General features: G+C 70.3%; 20 protein-coding genes and 1 pseudogene. 11 read left to right on the top strand and 10 right to left on the bottom strand.

The genetic code is table 11. The features are described 5' to 3' along the window. Nucleotides 1-358 precede the first annotated feature (358 nt). Nucleotides 359-871, top strand: coding sequence for a hypothetical protein (locus ABD335_RS25345; protein WP_344327667.1), 513 nt, complete (start codon nt 359-361; stop codon nt 869-871). On the opposite strand, the gene ABD335_RS25340 is transcribed toward ABD335_RS25345, so the two are convergent. Together ABD335_RS25340 and ABD335_RS25335 are read right to left on the bottom strand one after the other, a co-directional pair. Continuing rightward, nucleotides 829-1,929, bottom strand: coding sequence for a protein kinase family protein (locus ABD335_RS25340; protein WP_344327665.1), 1,101 nt, complete (start codon nt 1,927-1,929; stop codon nt 829-831). The two genes, ABD335_RS25345 and ABD335_RS25340, sit on opposite strands and share 43 nt — an antisense overlap. Before the next feature lie 715 nt (nt 1,930-2,644). Next, a complete protein-coding gene (locus tag ABD335_RS25335) occupies nt 2,645-3,646 on the bottom strand; it encodes a GlxA family transcriptional regulator (RefSeq protein ID WP_344327663.1) in 1,002 nt (333 codons plus the stop codon). Between the two features lie 98 nt (nt 3,647-3,744). Here ABD335_RS25335 and ABD335_RS25330 point away from each other — a divergent pair, with 98 nt between their 5' ends. The 3 genes from ABD335_RS25330 (at nt 3,745) to ABD335_RS25320 (ending at nt 5,684) form a co-directional block, all read left to right on the top strand. Further along, a complete protein-coding gene (locus ABD335_RS25330) occupies nt 3,745-4,383 on the top strand; it encodes an HD domain-containing protein (protein WP_344327662.1) in 639 nt (212 codons plus the stop codon). A 239-nt stretch (nt 4,384-4,622) separates the two neighbouring features. Continuing rightward, nucleotides 4,623-5,033, top strand: coding sequence for a hypothetical protein (locus tag ABD335_RS25325; protein WP_344327661.1), 411 nt, complete (start codon nt 4,623-4,625; stop codon nt 5,031-5,033). 183 nt (nt 5,034-5,216) lie between these two features. Next, complete coding sequence (locus tag ABD335_RS25320; RefSeq protein WP_425583741.1) at nt 5,217-5,684, top strand: amidase family protein; 468 nt, start codon at nt 5,217-5,219, stop codon at nt 5,682-5,684. A gap of 294 nt (nt 5,685-5,978) precedes the next feature. Here ABD335_RS25320 and ABD335_RS25315 read toward each other — a convergent pair whose 3' ends face one another. After that, nucleotides 5,979-6,500 carry a VOC family protein gene (locus tag ABD335_RS25315; RefSeq protein ID WP_344327660.1) on the bottom strand — a complete coding sequence of 174 codons (522 nt, stop codon included), beginning with the start codon at nt 6,498-6,500 and terminating at the stop codon, nt 5,979-5,981. A gap of 147 nt (nt 6,501-6,647) precedes the next feature. After that, nucleotides 6,648-6,822, bottom strand: a pseudogene (locus ABD335_RS25310) (IS701 family transposase); the annotation flags it as partial. Between the two features lie 272 nt (nt 6,823-7,094). Here ABD335_RS25310 and ABD335_RS25305 point away from each other — a divergent pair. The 3 genes from ABD335_RS25305 (at nt 7,095) to ABD335_RS25295 (ending at nt 7,978) form a co-directional block, all read left to right on the top strand. After that, nucleotides 7,095-7,385, top strand: coding sequence for a hypothetical protein (locus ABD335_RS25305; RefSeq protein ID WP_344327659.1), 291 nt, complete (start codon nt 7,095-7,097; stop codon nt 7,383-7,385). Continuing rightward, a complete protein-coding gene (locus ABD335_RS25300) occupies nt 7,378-7,674 on the top strand; it encodes a hypothetical protein (RefSeq protein WP_344327657.1) in 297 nt (98 codons plus the stop codon). The genes ABD335_RS25305 and ABD335_RS25300 overlap by 8 nt, the downstream gene beginning before the upstream one ends. Nucleotides 7,675-7,777: 103 nt before the next feature. After that, nucleotides 7,778-7,978 carry a hypothetical protein gene (locus ABD335_RS25295; protein WP_344327656.1) on the top strand — a complete coding sequence of 67 codons (201 nt, stop codon included), beginning with the start codon at nt 7,778-7,780 and terminating at the stop codon, nt 7,976-7,978. A 356-nt stretch (nt 7,979-8,334) separates the two neighbouring features. Here ABD335_RS25295 and ABD335_RS25290 read toward each other — a convergent pair whose 3' ends face one another. Then, nucleotides 8,335-9,510: a macrolide family glycosyltransferase gene (locus ABD335_RS25290; RefSeq protein WP_344327655.1), complete on the bottom strand. Its 1,176-nt coding sequence runs from the start codon at nt 9,508-9,510 to the stop codon at nt 8,335-8,337. Nucleotides 9,511-9,770: 260 nt separating this feature from the next. Then, nucleotides 9,771-10,421 (bottom strand): CatB-related O-acetyltransferase, encoded by a 651-nt coding sequence (locus tag ABD335_RS25285; protein WP_344327654.1) that lies wholly within the window; start codon nt 10,419-10,421, stop codon nt 9,771-9,773. Nucleotides 10,422-10,581: 160 nt separating this feature from the next. Here ABD335_RS25285 and ABD335_RS25280 point away from each other — a divergent pair, with 160 nt between their 5' ends. Together ABD335_RS25280 and ABD335_RS25275 are read left to right on the top strand one after the other, a co-directional pair. Further along, entirely contained in the window at nt 10,582-10,836 is a 255-nt protein-coding gene (locus tag ABD335_RS25280) for a hypothetical protein (RefSeq protein ID WP_344327769.1), read from the top strand. A gap of 41 nt (nt 10,837-10,877) precedes the next feature. Next, on the top strand, nt 10,878-11,198 hold the full coding sequence (locus ABD335_RS25275) for a hypothetical protein (protein ID WP_344327653.1): 321 nt from the start codon (nt 10,878-10,880) through the stop codon (nt 11,196-11,198). Nucleotides 11,199-11,348: 150 nt separating this feature from the next. Here the strand turns inward: ABD335_RS25275 and ABD335_RS25270 are convergent, their stop codons facing one another. Then, nucleotides 11,349-11,684, bottom strand: coding sequence for a hypothetical protein (locus ABD335_RS25270; protein WP_344327651.1), 336 nt, complete (start codon nt 11,682-11,684; stop codon nt 11,349-11,351). Between the two features lie 208 nt (nt 11,685-11,892). Then, complete coding sequence (locus ABD335_RS25265; RefSeq protein ID WP_344327650.1) at nt 11,893-12,891, bottom strand: DUF6492 family protein; 999 nt, start codon at nt 12,889-12,891, stop codon at nt 11,893-11,895. Between the two features lie 325 nt (nt 12,892-13,216). Between ABD335_RS25265 and ABD335_RS25260 the strand changes: the two genes are divergently transcribed. Together ABD335_RS25260 and ABD335_RS25255 are read left to right on the top strand one after the other, a co-directional pair. After that, nucleotides 13,217-13,384: a hypothetical protein gene (locus ABD335_RS25260; RefSeq protein WP_344327648.1), complete on the top strand. Its 168-nt coding sequence runs from the start codon at nt 13,217-13,219 to the stop codon at nt 13,382-13,384. A gap of 207 nt (nt 13,385-13,591) precedes the next feature. Further along, entirely contained in the window at nt 13,592-13,909 is a 318-nt protein-coding gene (locus ABD335_RS25255; protein WP_344327647.1) for a transposase, read from the top strand. A gap of 164 nt (nt 13,910-14,073) precedes the next feature. On the opposite strand, the gene ABD335_RS25250 is transcribed toward ABD335_RS25255, so the two are convergent. Continuing rightward, the gene (locus ABD335_RS25250) at nt 14,074-14,853 is read right to left on the bottom strand and encodes a class I SAM-dependent RNA methyltransferase (RefSeq protein WP_344327646.1); all 780 of its coding nucleotides are present in this window, start codon (nt 14,851-14,853) and stop codon (nt 14,074-14,076) included. Then, entirely contained in the window at nt 14,850-16,223 is a 1,374-nt protein-coding gene (locus tag ABD335_RS25245; RefSeq protein WP_344327644.1) for a hypothetical protein, read from the bottom strand. The genes ABD335_RS25250 and ABD335_RS25245 overlap by 4 nt, the downstream gene beginning before the upstream one ends.

Below are 16,223 nucleotides of genomic sequence, written 5' to 3'. Positions count from 1 at the left end.
GCCACAGGGGTCTCTCACCGGGCAGGTCGTACTCGTCGTACTCGGCCCAGACGGTCTTGCCCGATCCGTCCCGGCGGGGTTCCCGGCCCCCAGCGGGCGGCCGGCCGTTCCACCAGCAGCAGTGCCCGCCCCGACTCGGTGTCCCCCGCCGCTTCCCGCGTGGGGGCGGGGCCCGCTCGCCGCAGACGTCGACGACCTCCACTCAGCGCACGTACGACGTCGCCTGGCGGACGGTGCGGAGGGCGATGGACTCGGCTTGGCCGGAACCGTGGAAGAAGCCACCGCCGCGGCGGTATGACGCCGACCGGAAGCCGCGGATCGCGGTGGAGGCGGGCAGGAAACCTTCTTCGAAGGGCACGTGCACGCGCTGCGTACGCTGGGCGGTGTACCGCGGGGTCGGGGCCGTTACGACAGCCTCAAGACTGCGATCACGCAGGTGCTGGGGCTGAACCGGGCGAGGGTGGAGGCCGACCGGTGGATCGCCTTCAAGTCGCACTTCGGCATCGAGAGCTTCTCTTGCCGGCCAGGGGCCGAGGGCGCTCACGAGAAGGGCGGGGTGGAGGAGCGGACCGGTTACTTCCGCCGCGACCACTTCGCCCCGATGCCCGTTCGTCTGATCGGCAAACGGGTCCGTGTGGTCCTGCACGCCTTCCACCGGGCGGTTTACGACCAGGACGTGGAAATTACCCGACACGAGTGGCTGATTGCCAAGGCCGGCTGTCACCTGGAACCGGACCACTGCCTGGAGGCGTTGGTCCGCGAGTCGGGCGCCTTCCCGGGGCCACCGCCCTTGAGCAGGCCCACCCCGGCTCGCGACGACTGGTGGGCTCAGGCACGGTCCACGGCGAGCGGGACGACACCCGGGCTCTGACCGGGGTCCTGCTGTCCGAGTCGGCGGATCGCCTCCAGCGGGTAGGGGGTCGCCCGGCTCTCCTGCCGGAATCGGCGATAGAAGTCTCCCATCACCACGGCGACCGGCGCGTAACGGACAAGGAGCGCCGCGATCGCCGCTGGAATCCCCTCCGGGGACACCCCTTGGGCGCAGGCGCGCACAAACGCCTTGCGTTCTTCCGGTCCGTACCCGTACAGAGCGGCGGCCAGCCAGTTCACCAGATGCGTGACGGTGTAGCACCGGTCGTAGGTGCGGTGCTCGTCGAAGAAGTCGGCCTCGTCCTGTGCGAGTTCGAAGCGGGAGGAGATCGCGAGTCCGTAGTCGGCGAAGAAGAGCCGCCGGCCGTCGGTCAGGATGTTCTCGAAATGGGCGTCGAAGTGCAGCAGCCCGCGGGCGTTCATGAACGAGATGCCGGCTTTCAGCTCGTTGTCCACCATGGCGCAGGCCCGCTCGGCCGCCTCGTCACCGGCGCCGATCCGGACGCCCAACCAGTCGTGCAGGTTATGCGGGATGTACTCCAGGAACAGCACGAGGCTCGCCGAGGACTGCTGGAGAGCCTCGATCCGGCGGCGTACTTCCGATCCGCCTCCCCAGTAGGCGACAGCTCGCTCCACATCGGCCAGTTCCTCGGGAAGTGGCCGGCCGGAGTCCGGTAGCACCCGCCAGTGGTACATCAGGGGGAAACCCTCGTGGTCTCCCGCGATCACCCAGTTCGTCGTCATGGTGTGTACGGCCAGCTCCCGCCAGGCTCCGAACCCCGGGCCGCCGATACTGCCGATACCGTACTGGCAGAAGACCGGCAGTCCGAACAGATTCGCCGTGGAGTGAACGTTCTCCGGCCGTCGCTCCAGATCGGTCAGACGTACCTGCTTGACGAAGACCGAGGTTCCGTCGACCTCCAGCAGTACCGTCTTCCCGCCGATGCCGGAGCCGATCGGTGTGGCGGCGTCCACGAGCTCGTGCAGTCTGCGATCACTGCACAGCGCCAGCGATGTGGAAACGGCACCGTGGGCGGCCAGACGAGCACCGCGGGACATGTCAGGGCTCTTCACCTGTGCCTCCAACCGGGCACCCGCCTCTCGTGCCGTCACTTCGGCGAACACCCGGGCGGGAGCTGCCGCCACCCTCTCACGTCGAGGGCGGTGATCCGTTCCTCGTGCCCTGACGGCTGCCGCAGCGATCCAGTGACACCGGTTCACCTCGACATCGATCGTGAAAGGACCCCGCGAGCGATTCCCGAACTCACCCCGAAACGACATCCCTGAAAAGCGGTACGGCCAAGGCCGTTCTCGACCGACCCTTCGCCCTGCCGCAGCGCGCAGGCTCCGTACGCCACTGGTTACGGGTCGGGGAGTCCGACCGTCCCCGCCTTCGGTCACCCGGCGCCCCCTCCGCCGGTCACCCGGTGAAGCCGGCCGAGGGGATGGCCCGGCGACCACCAAGGCCGGCCGTGAGCGCGCCCAGAAGACCCGGGGCCGCGCCCGCGGACGATCGAGGCGTCGCGATGGCCGGCGTCCGGAAAGACGACCCTCGGGGAGTACCGGAATGGAAACCAGCGGTAGTGGCCGACCGCTGTGAGGACCGTCAGTACAGCCGTTGGCGCCGAGGTTGGTCCTGGGCGAGGGCTTGGCGCCGGTTTTCGTTCCGACGTTCCTCGACCGGCGCGGGGACGTGTCCACCCACCCGGGTGGTGCACGTGTACGCGCGACCGTCGCTCCCCTCGACGAGGACGGGCGGAGAACCGGCCGGTATTCAGCCCCTGCGGTATTCCATGGTGTCCTTGGCCTCGGGGATCGCGGTCCGGGCCGTGCCGGTGGTGGCGAAGCGCCGGCGATAGGCGGTGGGGGTGATGCCGAGGTGGCGGAGGAAGACGCGGCGCAGGGTTTCGTCGCTGCCGAGTCCGCTGTGCCGGGCCGCCGAGGTGACGCTGTGCCCGTCGAGGAGGAGCCGTTGGGCGTGGTCGAGACGGACCCGCTCGACCCAGCGGGCGGGGGTGGTGCCCAGTTCGGCGTGGAACAGCCGGGTCAGGTGCCGGGGACTGACGGCCGCGGCGCGGGCCATGGACGGCAGATCGTGGTCAGCGGCCGGGTCGGCCAACACGGAATTGATCAGGGCGCGCAGGAGGTCGTTGCGCGCGGGCGGAGTGGTGGCCGTGGTGAATTGCGACTGTCCGCCCGGACGCCGCAGGAAGACGACCAGTTCGCGTGCGATGCGGCGGGCCACATCGGCTCCGTGGTCGTCCTCGACGAGGGCCAGGGTCAGGTCGATGCCCGCGCTGATGCCTGCGGAGGTGATGAGCCGCCCGTCCCGGACGTGGATCGCGTCCGGCTCGACGCGTACCCGGGGGTGACGGCGGGCGAGCGTGCCGGCGTGCCGCCAGTGAGTGGTCGCCCGGCGCCCGTCGAGCAGGCCGAGTTCGGCCAGGACGAAAGCGCCGGTGCACACCGAGGCGACCCGCGTCGCCCGCGCGACCGCGGTGCGGGCCGTCGCCAGCAGCTCCGCGTCCACCGGCTGCTCGGCCAGGCGGTCGCCTCCGGCCACGAGCACCGTGTCGATCCGGCCGGCTTCGGTCGCCGTCACGGTGCCGCTCAGCGGCATCCCGGTCGAGGTCCTGACCTCTCCACCACGCGGGGAGATCAGGACCAGGTCGTAGGGGTGGCCGAGCCGGCTCGCTTGGTGCAGGACCTCCGCGGGGCCGCTGACGTCCAGCATGGTCACACCGTCGAACACCACGAAGCCCACGCGATGCGTCATGTCCGAATCTGTGGTTTGTCTGTCGAGAAGGACATGGCGCCATGGTACGTGCCCGGCGACCCTGGAAGTCGAGCCGTCGAGACGAGGAAGTGGAGAGCATGAGCGAGTCGATCGCGGGCGTGCGGATCCCGGACAGCGCCCTGGCGAGGGAGGCGACCGAACTGGTCCGTGAGGCGGCCTCGCCGCTGCTGTTCGACCACTCCCGGCGCGTGTTCCTCTGGGGATCGCTGCGCGGGCGCGAGCAGGGACTCCGGTTCGATCCGGAGTTGCTGTACGTCGGGGCGATGTTCCACGACCTGGGGCTGACCGAGCGGTTCCGCCGCACCGACCAGCGTTTCGAGATCGACGGTGCCGACGAGGCGCGGCGGTTCCTGCACGCCCACGGCATCACCGGCGAGGCGGCCGACCGAGTCTGGACGGCGATCGCCCTGCACACCACGCCGGAGATCCCGCTGCACATGGCCCCCGAGATCGCCCTGGTCACTCGGGGAGTGGAACTGGACGTGCTGGGCATCGGTTACCACGCGGTCTCCGACGAACAGCGCGCAGCCGTGGTGGATGCCCACCCCCGCCCGGACTTCAAGAACCGGATCCTGGCCGCGTTCACCGAGGGCGTCAAGGACCGCCCCGAGACGACGTTCGGCAACGTCAAGGCCGACGTACTCGCCCACTACGTGCCCGGATTCGTCCGCGGCGACTTCGTCGAGGTCATCAAGAATTCCGCCTGGCCCGAATAACCCCGGCCCCTCGATCGACGAGGACCGACCAGCGCCCCTCACGACGACGTCTCGGCTCCAGAGGAGGCCGACCCATCGGTCTGGCGTGCTGTCGGCGACCCGCTGGTCGCGCTGGTCGCGAGTCCCGACGGCAGGTGTGCACGACTTCGGGAGGCACCTCGTGGACCCTCCCGCCGGTCGGGTGGGATAGGCGTCGACTGGGCCACGAGCCGACGTCACGCGCCCCGTAGAGTGGTCCGATGTTCGATCGTTTGGAGATCAGGGTGTTGCCGCCGGGCCCCCGGTTCGCTGCCCAGTTGCGGTTCTGGGTCAACGGCGAGGACGTGCTCGAGGAGACGGTCGGCGAAGGCGGCCGCGGACCGTACGCGGCTGATGCACTGCCGACCGGCCGCCCCAGCCCTCTCCGGGCGACCGGCGAGGCGCGCCGTCTGGAGCTGGGGGAACCGGACTGCACCGGTGGTTGCTGCGGCTTCCTGACCGTGGTCGTGCAGCGGTTCGGCGAGATCGTGCAGTGGTCGGACTGGGAGGTTCCGTGGACAGCGCACACCGCCGCGCCCCACCCCCCGCCGGAACTCCACTTCGACGCGAGTCGGTACGACGCCGAAGTGGCTCGCGCCGAGGCGGATCGCTGGTGGCAGGTGCACCCGTAGCCCGACACGGCGCGGCCCCGCCTGGCTCCGGGCTTCTACCGGCTCCGCCTCCTTGGCCGACGAGGAACGCCCTCGCGGGCCCGGCTGCTGTCGAAACCCGTGAACAGTCCGGCCAGGCTGCGACCGCCACCCGCCTCCCGAACCGACGTCGAAGCGCCGCCCGTTCTCGTGAACGAAGCCACCATGGCTTGCCCGGGCTCAACACGCATACGAGATGCCGCCGAATCCCATGTCGCCCAGGCGGGTCCCCGGAGGGCATCGAGCGGCTCGGCAAGCGCCGTTGCCCTGGGGCCGACCGACATCGGCCTGGGCACCGACACGGCGGGCTCGGTGCGGGTGCCGGCCTCCTGCTGCGGGCCGTACAGCTTGCGACCGACACACGGTCCGGTCTCGAACACCGGCCGGATCGGTCCCGCGCCCTCGGTCGACACCGTGGGCCGAATCCCCCGAACACCGCAGCTGCTCGATCCGGTGTCCGAGGTGTTCCTTCCGCGACCACCCGCGCAGCCGACCAAACGGCTGCCTCTGGCCACGGACTCGTTCGACCTCGTGGACCCGTCGCCGCGTCTGCCGCTGCACGACGCAGCACACCGCGTGGGCGCACCGGCCGGCCGTCCCGCCCCACGCCGCAAACGCCGTCGCTGTGGGTGAGAGCATGCCGGTCGCACGTCTCGTGTGGTCCCGAGACACCACGAGCCGGGCGCGGATCGCGCTCGCCGAGCCGATCCCGCCCGGGACCGCGCTCGTGCGGCCGGCACGTGTCACCCTGCACCGGGACGGTGACGATCCGCGCGTCGGATACACGCACACCCGCACCGGTGGGGCCCTGGTGCCGAGCCTTGTCCCAACGTGGCCGAGCGCCGGTGGGATCGACGAGGGGCCGGAGGTGCGGTTCGTCCGCACGGGCGGGCGGTTCCGGGAACGCACGCGCGGTCCTGGTCTCCGTCACCGACCACCGACCCGGGCTCCTGTGCCTCGGCACCGCTCCGGATCGGGGTCCTCGTAGCCGTCGAACCAGTGGGCGTCGAGGGCCTCGGCGATGGAGTGGGGGTGTTCCGGGTCGGTGAGCATGCGGAACTCGTCCGCCGTCGGCGGACGCCGCTTGGACACGAGCACCACCGGGCGTGTGCCGCCGTGGTCGTCGCGGACCGTGCCGTAGCCGACCCACCGCCCGCCGTACATCCGGGCGCGCATCTCCACGACCCGCTCGCCGAAGGGGGCGAGGAGCGGCAGCCCGGTCCGCTCGGTCACCGCCGGGTCGACGGCGCCGTCCACGGCAAGGGCGCGCGGACTCCCGTGCCGGCGGGTGAGCTCCTCGACCGACCGGAGCACGCTCTCCTCGTCGGGAACCTCCAGACAGACGTGCCCCGCCCCGTGCCCGTCCAGATGGCGCTCCGGCGTTCGCCTGCCCACCACGCCCGGGTAGAACAGTTCGCCGATGGCGTCGAGTAGTCCGTTCTCGCCCATGGCAGGGCAGTCAAGCACCCGTCACCGACATCGCGTCTTTCCAGCCCGGCCTGAGGCGTCGAGGTGGAGGGCGAGGACCGCTTGGACGAGGTCGGTGGTGCGGGCCGTGCCGCGGCGGAGCTTGCGCGGGAGCCGCCAGGCCGCCAGGGCGGCCTCGGCCAGGGTCCAGCCGCTTTTACTTACGTTCCGTCACGCCGAGCGGTCCCCGCAGGTAGGACACCGTCCGTCGCCGGGGCTCCACCCGGCCGAACCGGCTCGCGAACCGTGCCGCGAAGCTGTCGAACACGCCTGACCAGGCGTCAGCCGTCTTTCTCGCACGCAGCGATCAGCGAGGCGGACCTCATGGCGTCACGGAGTGTCGTTGCAGTACCAGGGGCGGCCGTCGTCCGCGTCGCCCGGCGTCGGAACACCCCGCCGGCGCGGGGAGGACAGCATTCCGCCAGGTGTTGCCGTCTTCGCCCAGCAGTACAGGGGCGCCGCCCGCCGAACACGCCGGGCTCGTCGGCAGCGGCGTTCCGCGGCAGGTGGGCCGGACCGCGTGACCGCAGCACCGGCCAGGCGGCAGAATCGGAGCAGACGGAAAGGGGCACGCCCATGAGCGCACAGCCGGTCCACTCCCACCAGCCGGACCGCGTGCCGCGCAACGCCGAAGGCATCGCGGCCGCGCTGGACGGCGTGAAGAGGCTGGAGTTCTACCGCGAGTTGCTGGCCGCCGCCCCGGAGCAGGCCGAGGGCGTGCTGCGCCGGTGGTGGTGCGAGGCGATGCTCGACACCGACCCGAGCGGCGACCGGCTCACCGAGGCCGCCCTTGCCGGGACGCTGCCGACGACGTCCGTGGCCGATGTCGTCGCGCACCGCCGGCAGGCGGGGCTGCCCGTTGAGTGAGCCGTACCGCCAGGAGCCCGAGGGGTGGCCGTGCGTCCTGGCCGAAGAGGTCACCGAGCTGCTGAAGGACCCGGCGTTGCCGGGGGAGGTGTTCGGCGCGATCGTGGCCGCCACGGTGGCCGCCAGCGAGACCCGCGGCCTGGTGCCGGGCAGCACCGCCTCCGCGAAGTGGCCCCGGCAGCGGCGCATCCCGCTCGGCGCGGACGGCGCGCTGGGCATCGCGGAGTACGTCATCGTCGCGGACGCGGACCCGCCGCGCATCGTGTTGACCCGTGTGCAGTTGTACTGACCGGCACCCGTCCCGAAGCAGGACCCGGCGCGGGACCGCCCTCGACCCGGAGCCGCGTACACCCGCGACGTTTACCGAAGACCGCATCGGAGGAGCCGACCGCATGAGCACCGAGGTCATCACCACCAGCGGCAGCGACCGCTACCACGCCCGCGAAGACTGCGACTGGTATCAGGCGGGCCGCCGAGGCAGCGAAGCCCAGGGCTACCGCCTGCACGAACCCACGTGGACGAGCGTGGCCGAGGCCGAGGCAGCGGGCCGCACCGCCTGCGGCAACTGCGTCACCGGGAGCGCCCACGCGTGACCCACCGAGCCCGGCCGCGCGCACGCCTCCTCACCGGCGGACCCGCCCGGAACGAACGGCAGAGCAAGAACCAGCCGTCCCAGCGGAAGAAGCTTCCGAAGAAGCAGCGGAAAGCGCTGGAGCTGCTTCTGCGGCCCGGCCGGCCCCTGGCAGCGCGGCTCGAACGAGAACACAGGCGGGCTGCCGCGGCGGTACTTCCCCAAGGGCACCGACCCGTCGTTCCACCCCCGCGGGCCCCCGACGCCGATCTTCCGATGCTCCTGGCACAAGCCACAGATGGTGGGGCACGCGAGGACGGGAGGGGGTGGTGAGCAGCGAAGTGCCGCTTCACCACCCCCGGCTGTGGCGGGCAGGGTTCAGACCAGCATGTTCTCGATGAGGTCGGCGGCGCGCGGGGTGCCACCCTCGGCCCGTGCGTCGGCGCGCAGCCGTGCCGAGCGGCGGGCGACCTCCGCGTCGGTGACCAGGTCGTGCAGGGCCGCCCGCAGGGTCTCGGCGGTGGCGTCCGGGGTGTCGATGCGGCGGGCCACGCCCAGTTCCACGAGCCGGTCGGCGTTCACGAACTGTTCGGCGGCCTGCGGCACGGCGATCATCGGGACGCCGGCCAGCAGTCCTTCGCCGCAGCCGCCCATACCGGCGTGGGTGACGAAGGCGTCCGCCTGCGCCAGGATCGCCCGCTGCGGGACCCAGGAGTGCACCTCGACGTTGGGCGGGATGGCGCCGAGTTCCCGCGGGTCGGTGTACTTGCCGATCTGGAGGACGACGTGCCAGCCGGGCAGGTTGCCGTAGGCCGCCAGGCACTGGCGGTAGAACTCCGGTTGACGGGTGAACGCCGAGCCCAGGGAGATCAGCAGCACCTTCTCCGCATCCGCCGGGCGGGTCCAGTCGTCCGCGCCCGCCCGTGTGGCGAAGCAGGGCCCGACGAAGGTCACCGTGTCGGTGTCGACCCGGTCGGCGTGCGGCTGCATCGCCCGGGGGATGAGCGCCAGGGCCCGTGCGGGAGGGCCGGAGAAGGCGTCCACGTCGGTGGTGGACGCCCCACAGTCGGCGAGCCACTGTGCGAACTTCGCCCGGTACGCGTCGGCGCCCGGCAGGTGCCGCAGGTGCGCCGCGACGTCCTGGTCGTAGCCGTCCCAGGCCACGAACGTCGGGGACAGCTGCATGACGGGCCGGCCCTGCGATTCGGCGAGGGCACGCGCGGCGTAGGCGCCGATGTCGTACAGGTACAGGTCCGCCGGATCGTGGTCGTAGACGGCACGCAACCGGGGAAGTGCCTGGATGGCATCGTCGAGGAAGAGACCCATCGCGGCGATGGGGTCGTCGGGCCAGTCGTTGTCGGCGACCGGCAGAGTGGAGGCGCAGGGGACGAGTTCGGCGCCGGTGGCCGCGATCAGGTCGGCCACCGCCGGGTCGTTGGCGTAGGTCACGCGGTGACCGCGGGCCACCAGCTCGCGGATGATCTCAAGGCTGGGCAGGACGTGGCTGACGGCAGGAATGCCGACCATCGCGATGTGGGCACGGCGACGGGACATGGAAGATCACTCACTTCAGGTCTACGGCGAAAAGGGACACGGCAAGCCGGCGCGCCGAGCTCTCCGAGAGGCTCGGTTGTGGACGCGCACAGGGGCATGCGGGAGGGAAGCCGGGGACGCTGCGCCCCGACCGTGTCAGCCGTAGATCTGATGGAGGAAGAACATGCCCGCGACTCTAGCCCGCCCTCGGGCTTCAGGGCACCTCGATTACCGTCGACCGCCGTCCGGAGCCGTCCCACGCGGGCCGATGCGCCCGTGCGTCACACGTGCGGGGCGTCCGGGGCGGCGGCTTCCAGATCGGCGATGCTGCCCGACATGATCGTCCGCACGTGCTCGGTGATGTGCTCCGCGGGCCAGTCCCACCAAGCCACCGCCAGCAGGCGGGCGATCTCCTCCTCGCTGTACCGGGTGCGGACGAGGCGGGCCGGGTTGCCGCCGACGATGCCGTAGTCGGACACGTCGCCGGTGACCACGGCACCGGTGCCGATGATCGCGCCGTGCCCGATCCGCACGCCGGGCAGCACGGTCGTACCGTGGCCGAACCAGACGTCGTTGCCGACGACGGTGTCCCCTCGGTTGGGCAGGCCCTTGAGCAGGTCGAAGTGTTCCGACCACGAGCCGCCCATGGTGGGGAAGGGGAAGGTCGAGGGGCCGTCCATACGGTGGTTGGCACCGTTCATGATGAACCGCACTCCCGTCCCCAGCGCGCAGAACTTGCCGATGATCAGCTTTTCCGGCCCGTAGTGGTAGAGCACGTTGCGCGTCTCGAACGCGGTCGGGTCGTCCGGGTCGTCGTAATAGGAGTACTCCCCGACCTCGATCAGCGGGGACTTCACCAGTGGCTTGAGCAGCACCACCCGCGGCTGTTCGGGCATCGGATGGAGGATCGTCGGGTCGGCGGGTACAGGCATGGGGAGCGATTCCTCATCGGTTGCGGGTCCGTGTCCGGTCCATGATCGCGGTACCGCGCCGTCCCAGGACACCGATTTGTCACCTGCACGAACGCGGCCGGCTGCCCGTCGGCGCCGTCCGGATCCCGCAGCGGGCGTGGCCCGCGGGAAGATCCGGGAGGTGGAACGAGTAACACCCGAGCATGTCGACGTGACGCCGCACGAACGGGAAGAGGTGGGCGACGTCCTGGTCCCGGGCATCGAAACCCTCCCGCACCGCTCCGAAGCCATGATCCACCCCGCAATGATCGACCTCATGAGCCGCCGCCTCACCGGCGAAGCCACCCCGAACTGGCGCGGCACCCGAACCACAAAGCAAACGGACAACGGAGAACCAAACGCTCACTTGGAATTCCCAACGGAATGCCGCACCTGACCTGCGGCGTCGTTGCCGGGTGCTGTCGGGAGCATCAGTCCGTGAACTCGAACCAGTCGCTGCCTCGTGAGCTCAAGGCCATGGCCACGGCCTCGCTGTTGGAACTGGGGGAGCGAGCCCTCGATCTCGGCCTCAGTCAACGTCTGGACCCCTCGTGGGTGGCGGTGAACGCCGCTCCCACAGGAGTCCACCCCCTGTGGCCGGTCCTGTGGCACGACCTGTCGCACCGCCCGGACGTCCCCGCTCACCTGCGGTGCGAGTTGCTGATTGCCCTGCGTACCGGGGAACGCGTCAAGGGCCTGTTGGACGCGCTCCCCGGCGACTTCGCCTCACTGCCGAGGGTGACCTCTGACCTCGCGTGACGAGGGAATGGAGGTCGGGCGGCTCCTGGACAGCGTGCTCAGCGTCAGGGAGTGGTTGCTGCGTGAGGGCGAGACCCTCTCCTGACCCATGCCGCCAGGCGTCGCCGGCAGCATCATCTGCCGACCGCGGTTGAAGAAGCTCCCGCCACGTCAGCCGTCGCTGTCCAAGGCGGTCCTGAAACCACGATCTTGAATCACCGGGAAGGCCTGCTGCGCGGTGGCAACCCATGCGTCGATCTCGGCATGGGACGACCTGATGGCGCTGATCAGCTCCTCGATCACGTCCAGCTTCGGCTTGCCGACGTTCAAGCTGAGTTCCTCCATCGACACCTCTTGGTACGGCACGCTCAACTGCCACCAGAACCGCATGAGAGAGCGACACTCCTGCGGATCACGGTCGTCCGCCAGGCGATCGTGAATGGCCGCCTGGACGCGCCGCCGCTGCTCATCGTCACGAAAGCCGTTGCTGAGGTCGGACAGGAACACACGGACACCAGCAACCGCGTTCACCGCCTCTGACGTGACCGTCAAGACGCCGGGCAGGGCATTTCGTTAGGAGTTTCTCAGGCGATGGTGCGCCCGGTGTAGAGGACTGCGATGACACCGATGGTCGGAATGCCGTCGACGATGGCGAAGCCGAGCGGAAAAAGCTCCGTCCCGGCCGACACATGCCGACTCGTGGTCCTGGGGGCCGTCACGGTTCCAGAACGAGGGGGCGGGTTGCGGGTGAGATCGTCAGGAGGCCGTGGTCCAAGTGCAGCCGCAGTGGCACGGGCCGTCCGGGGAAGGTCCGGCGGAGGTGCTCGGGAATGTAGTCCATGGTCGCCAACCGCTCGGCGTAGTGCAGGAAGCGGTGGCAGCCGACGGCGTCCAGGGTGGAGCGGTGAGCGGCGCGTACGACCTCGGACAGGTGGAACCCACCGGGTCCGTTCGCCTGGATGACGTCCACGGCCTGCAGATGTCGTTGGCGGATCCGTTCGGGGAAGAAACGCGCGGCGAAGTGCCGGTAGAGGACGTACTCGGAAGCACCGGTCCACTTGCCGGGGTCGGCGGTGGTCAGGAACGCCCGCCACAAGGGCGTGCCGTGCGTGCGTCGTGTCCGTCTGGCCAGATCGCCGAGGATGGTGCGGTCGAACACCATGTGGTGCTGCATTCCGCTGTAGGCGTCGACCGGACGCCAACCGGGGACCAGTCGTGAGGCGGCATCCAGAGCCGAGTGGTGGCGGGGGAGCCGGTGGTCGCGGATGCCCAGGCGCCAGGTGAGCGGGTATCCGTACGGAACCAGGGAGCGTCCCTGTGCGTCGACGAACACCGCGTCCCGTAGAAGGACGAAGTCGGCGTCGACGACCAGGACGTGTTCGGGGACGCCGGTGGGGAGGATGTCGAAGCACAGCAGTTTGACGAGCTGCTGGAAGTACCACGAGGCGTTGGACGGATCTCTGCCGGACGCGTGCAGGAAGCCGTGGATGTCCTGGACGCTGGGTACACAACGGCGTTCGTCCACCCAGACGACCCGCGCGTCCGGGACGGTGTAGGGCGGGCTCGGCTTGTGCCGGGTGATGATTCGCAGGGTGGCGATGGGGTTTCGGCAGTGGGCAAGGATGCCCTCCACGCAAATACCAAGCCCCGGCAGATCCTTCTCGGCCGCCAGTATCAGGATGCTGATCGGGGGAAGACGGCCGTCCGCTTGCATGGTGAGAGTCCTCTCGGGAGCGCGGGACCAGGCGACGCGTGCGTCCGGACGCGAGCTTTCCGTGGGCTCTGCGGGAGAGCCCGGTCGGCGCGGGCCCGGCCGGCCGCAGGGGTCAGCTCCATCGGAATGCCCGTCGGCGATCCGGACGGGTGGGCTCGGCCTCGGCCGAAGCCGTCGGTCGAGTGTTGCACGGACCGTGTGTGGCTGTCAGCGGTGCGTTCGCTTTCCTCGGAGACGACTGGTTCCCGGAGCGGCCGACCTCAAGGCTGCACGGGCCGCACCGCTCGGAGCCCGATGGGCCGGGTGGCAACGATCCGGTGCTCCGGTGATCGGCACCGACATCCACGCGCTGGCACCGGACACCGCGCGGAGAATCGGGCGAATCGCCCGGCACGGTTCGGCCAGTGGTGGTCCGCCGGCCTGGACGCCGGAGCGCCCCGGTGACGCCTGTGTCGTGCTGTTCCATGACAACGCCGACTGCTCGGCGACGTGATGCCGTCCGGCCCCGGCCGCGCGCGGAGTGGAGTTCCTCGCGCTCGTGCGCGGTCACGGCGCCGGCCCTGGGACCACCGGACGGTCCCTGTGATGTCCACGCTCGCGGACGACGTCGCCGCCTTCATCGCCGCCCAGGGTCTGCTTGAGATGCTGATCAAGGTCGTGGAACGATCCTTGTGGCTCGTGGTGATCTGACGAACGACCAGTGGGAGTGCTGGAACCGCTGCTGCCGCCGGCACGGAGGATGGGCCGCAGGTCCCGGGACCGCCGACAGGTCTTCAACACGATCTGGTGGCGGGCGCGAACCGGCTCGCCGTGGCGGGACATCCCGGAGGGGTACGGACCGTGGGAGACGGCGTATTCCCTGTTCCGGCGCCGGCGGATCGACGGCACCCGGCTTCGCGCGCTGAAGGAACTGCAGATCACGATGGACGCGGAGGACTTCATCGTGTGGGAGGTGTCCGTCGATTCCACCGTCTGCCGAGCCCACCGGCACGCCGCCGGGCGCGGAAAAGGAGGTTGACCGTCAGGGTCGGCCGGACGCGGACGGTCTGGCGGCCGAGCCGGACGGCCATGGACTCGGTCGCTCGCGCAGCGGCCTGACCGCATATCCCGGCGGCGACCGGTGGCGCTGGGAGAGCCGGATCGTCGACCCGGCTCGGTGCGCGATCGAATCCGTTCGACCCGTCACTCGCCGAGGCGATAGAGGTGGAAATGTGAGCCGGTGCGATGGGGTGGAAACGGCTCGGGGACGAGGGTGCGCAGGTGGATCGCGTTTCCGAACGAGAACTCGAGGGAGCCGTGGACGACGCGGTCGCTGGTCTCGATCACCACCAGGCATGGCACGCAGTCGCGGGACCGCCGGATGTTCTCGATGATCTCGGGGACGGGGGGTGAGGTACGGGTCAGATCGAGACCGTCCGGGGTGAAGGCCGGGCCCCAGGAGGGCTCCACGATGTAGACGTCGCGCTCGCTGCGGGCGGGAAGCGCGTCGAGCAGGTCACGGTAGTCCGCCAGACGGAGATCGACAGCGGAACCGACACGGTCGAGATTGCGTCGGCCGGCCTCGTGGACGATCGGGTCGAGTTCGGAAGCGTATACGGGGCGGCGCAAGCGTCGGCCGAGGTGGTGGCCGAAGTTCCCGGAACCGCAGAACAGGTCGACGACCATCGCTTCGCCATCGGCCTCGGGGGTGGTGGCCTCGATTTCGGCGATGGCGCCGGCAACGGTCGCGGGGTGGGGGTCCTTGGTGCACTCGACGGCGGTACGGCCCAGGATGCGGAGTCCTCGGGCCTCCATCTCGGGGGCGGGGATGCCGTAGAGGGACAGACCCTCGGGGCGGCCGCACATGAGACGGCCCGCCTCGCACAGCTGATCCGTTGTCAGGAACCGGTTGCGCAGGGGGCCGAGCAACCGGTTCCTGAGAGCGAAGAGGGCCGCGCGGTCGGGTTCTTGGGAGGCGTTCAATCCGTCTCCGGATGTCGGGAAGTTTCCGTTGCCTGTCGTGCGACAGGTGCGGTGTGGGCCGCGGCGGTCGGCCGGTCCGGCCGTTTCCGCGGGGTTGGGTCCCGTCGGCTGTCATCCGCTGCGCCGTGGGGGAGGATCCTGGCCAGCACCGTGTGGACCGGCTCACCGCCGAGCAGTTTCCGCAGTTCCTCGACGCCGTGCCGCCGCCGCGCCGGAGTGAGCGAGACGTGGCGTTCGATCCGCTCGTTGAACGTCCTGCGGAACACCGCGTAGAGCTCGTCGTCCTCCCGTACGCGATCGGCGATCTCCACGAGGGCCGCGGTCCCGGTGACGTCGTCCTCGGGTACCCGGTGGTGTGGCAGGACGTCCGCGAACCGGCCGGCGTTCCGGCCGAAGAGCGTGCCGTCGAGCCGACGCAAGGTGAAGATGTGCGCGTAGTGCTGCTCGTGGATCCCCAGCGGCAGCCGTCCGAGAGCCATCGACTCGTGGAGTGCCGTGAGTCCCGGGGCGAGCAGGTAGTCGGGCGCGCTCGCCACCGCTCGCAGCAGGTCGCGCTGGCGCAGGAGACGGCAGTCGGCCCGTCGACCGGCGACCGAGACGGTCCGCTCGCGGTGCCCGCCGAAGGGGCCACCGCAGACCAGGACACGCGGAAACCGGGGCCAGTCGCGCAGCAGGTCGGGAATCCAGCGGTGGAGCAGGCGCAGGTAGTCGTTGTTGACGTCGAAGTCCAACAGGAAGTTCTTGAATCCGCCGATGTTGACCAGCAGGTCGTGCTCCGGTTCGGCGTCGCGCGGAGTGTTCCTCAGCCCTTCGAGGTCGACGATCGGGCCGGTCAGGTGGATCGCGGGCCCGGCGTCGAGAGCGGCGAACTCGGCCGCGCGCTCGGGGACACCCGGGAAGTTCTGCACCACGCTGTGCGTGGCGAGCAGGTGTGCCGCGACGATGCGCTCATGCGGTGAGAGATCGGCCAGGTGTCGGTCTGCCGCGGCGTAGGAGGAGCGCGGCATGCTCGCGCACAGGTCGCGGATCCGGGCCAACGGCCGTCCGAGCCGCCAGAAGCCGAACAGGCTGTCCACCATGACCACCGGCCGCCGCGCCACGACGGACCGCAGGGCGAGGTCGGCGTCCATGACCGAGACCACATGGCCGCTGGTCTCCAGCAGATCGTCGATCACCGCGGCCCCGGTCCTCCCGCGCACCCCGCCGGTCTCGCGGATGACGTCGAAGGCATCCGGATTGCGCCGCGCGAACGTCGCCGCCACGCCGCTGCCGACGAACACCCGCTCGTAGCCGGAGAGCAGCCGGGACACCGCGACGAGTTCGGAAGCCGGGCCGAAGCCACAGTTCTGGGCCCCCATCACGATGCGCAT

The organism is Streptomyces macrosporus (assembly GCF_039533145.1).
GTDB classification, from domain to species: domain Bacteria; phylum Actinomycetota; class Actinomycetes; order Streptomycetales; family Streptomycetaceae; genus Streptomyces; species Streptomyces macrosporus.
The sequence above is the reverse complement of the archived record's forward strand: the minus strand, read 5'-3'. Positions and strand labels throughout refer to the sequence as shown.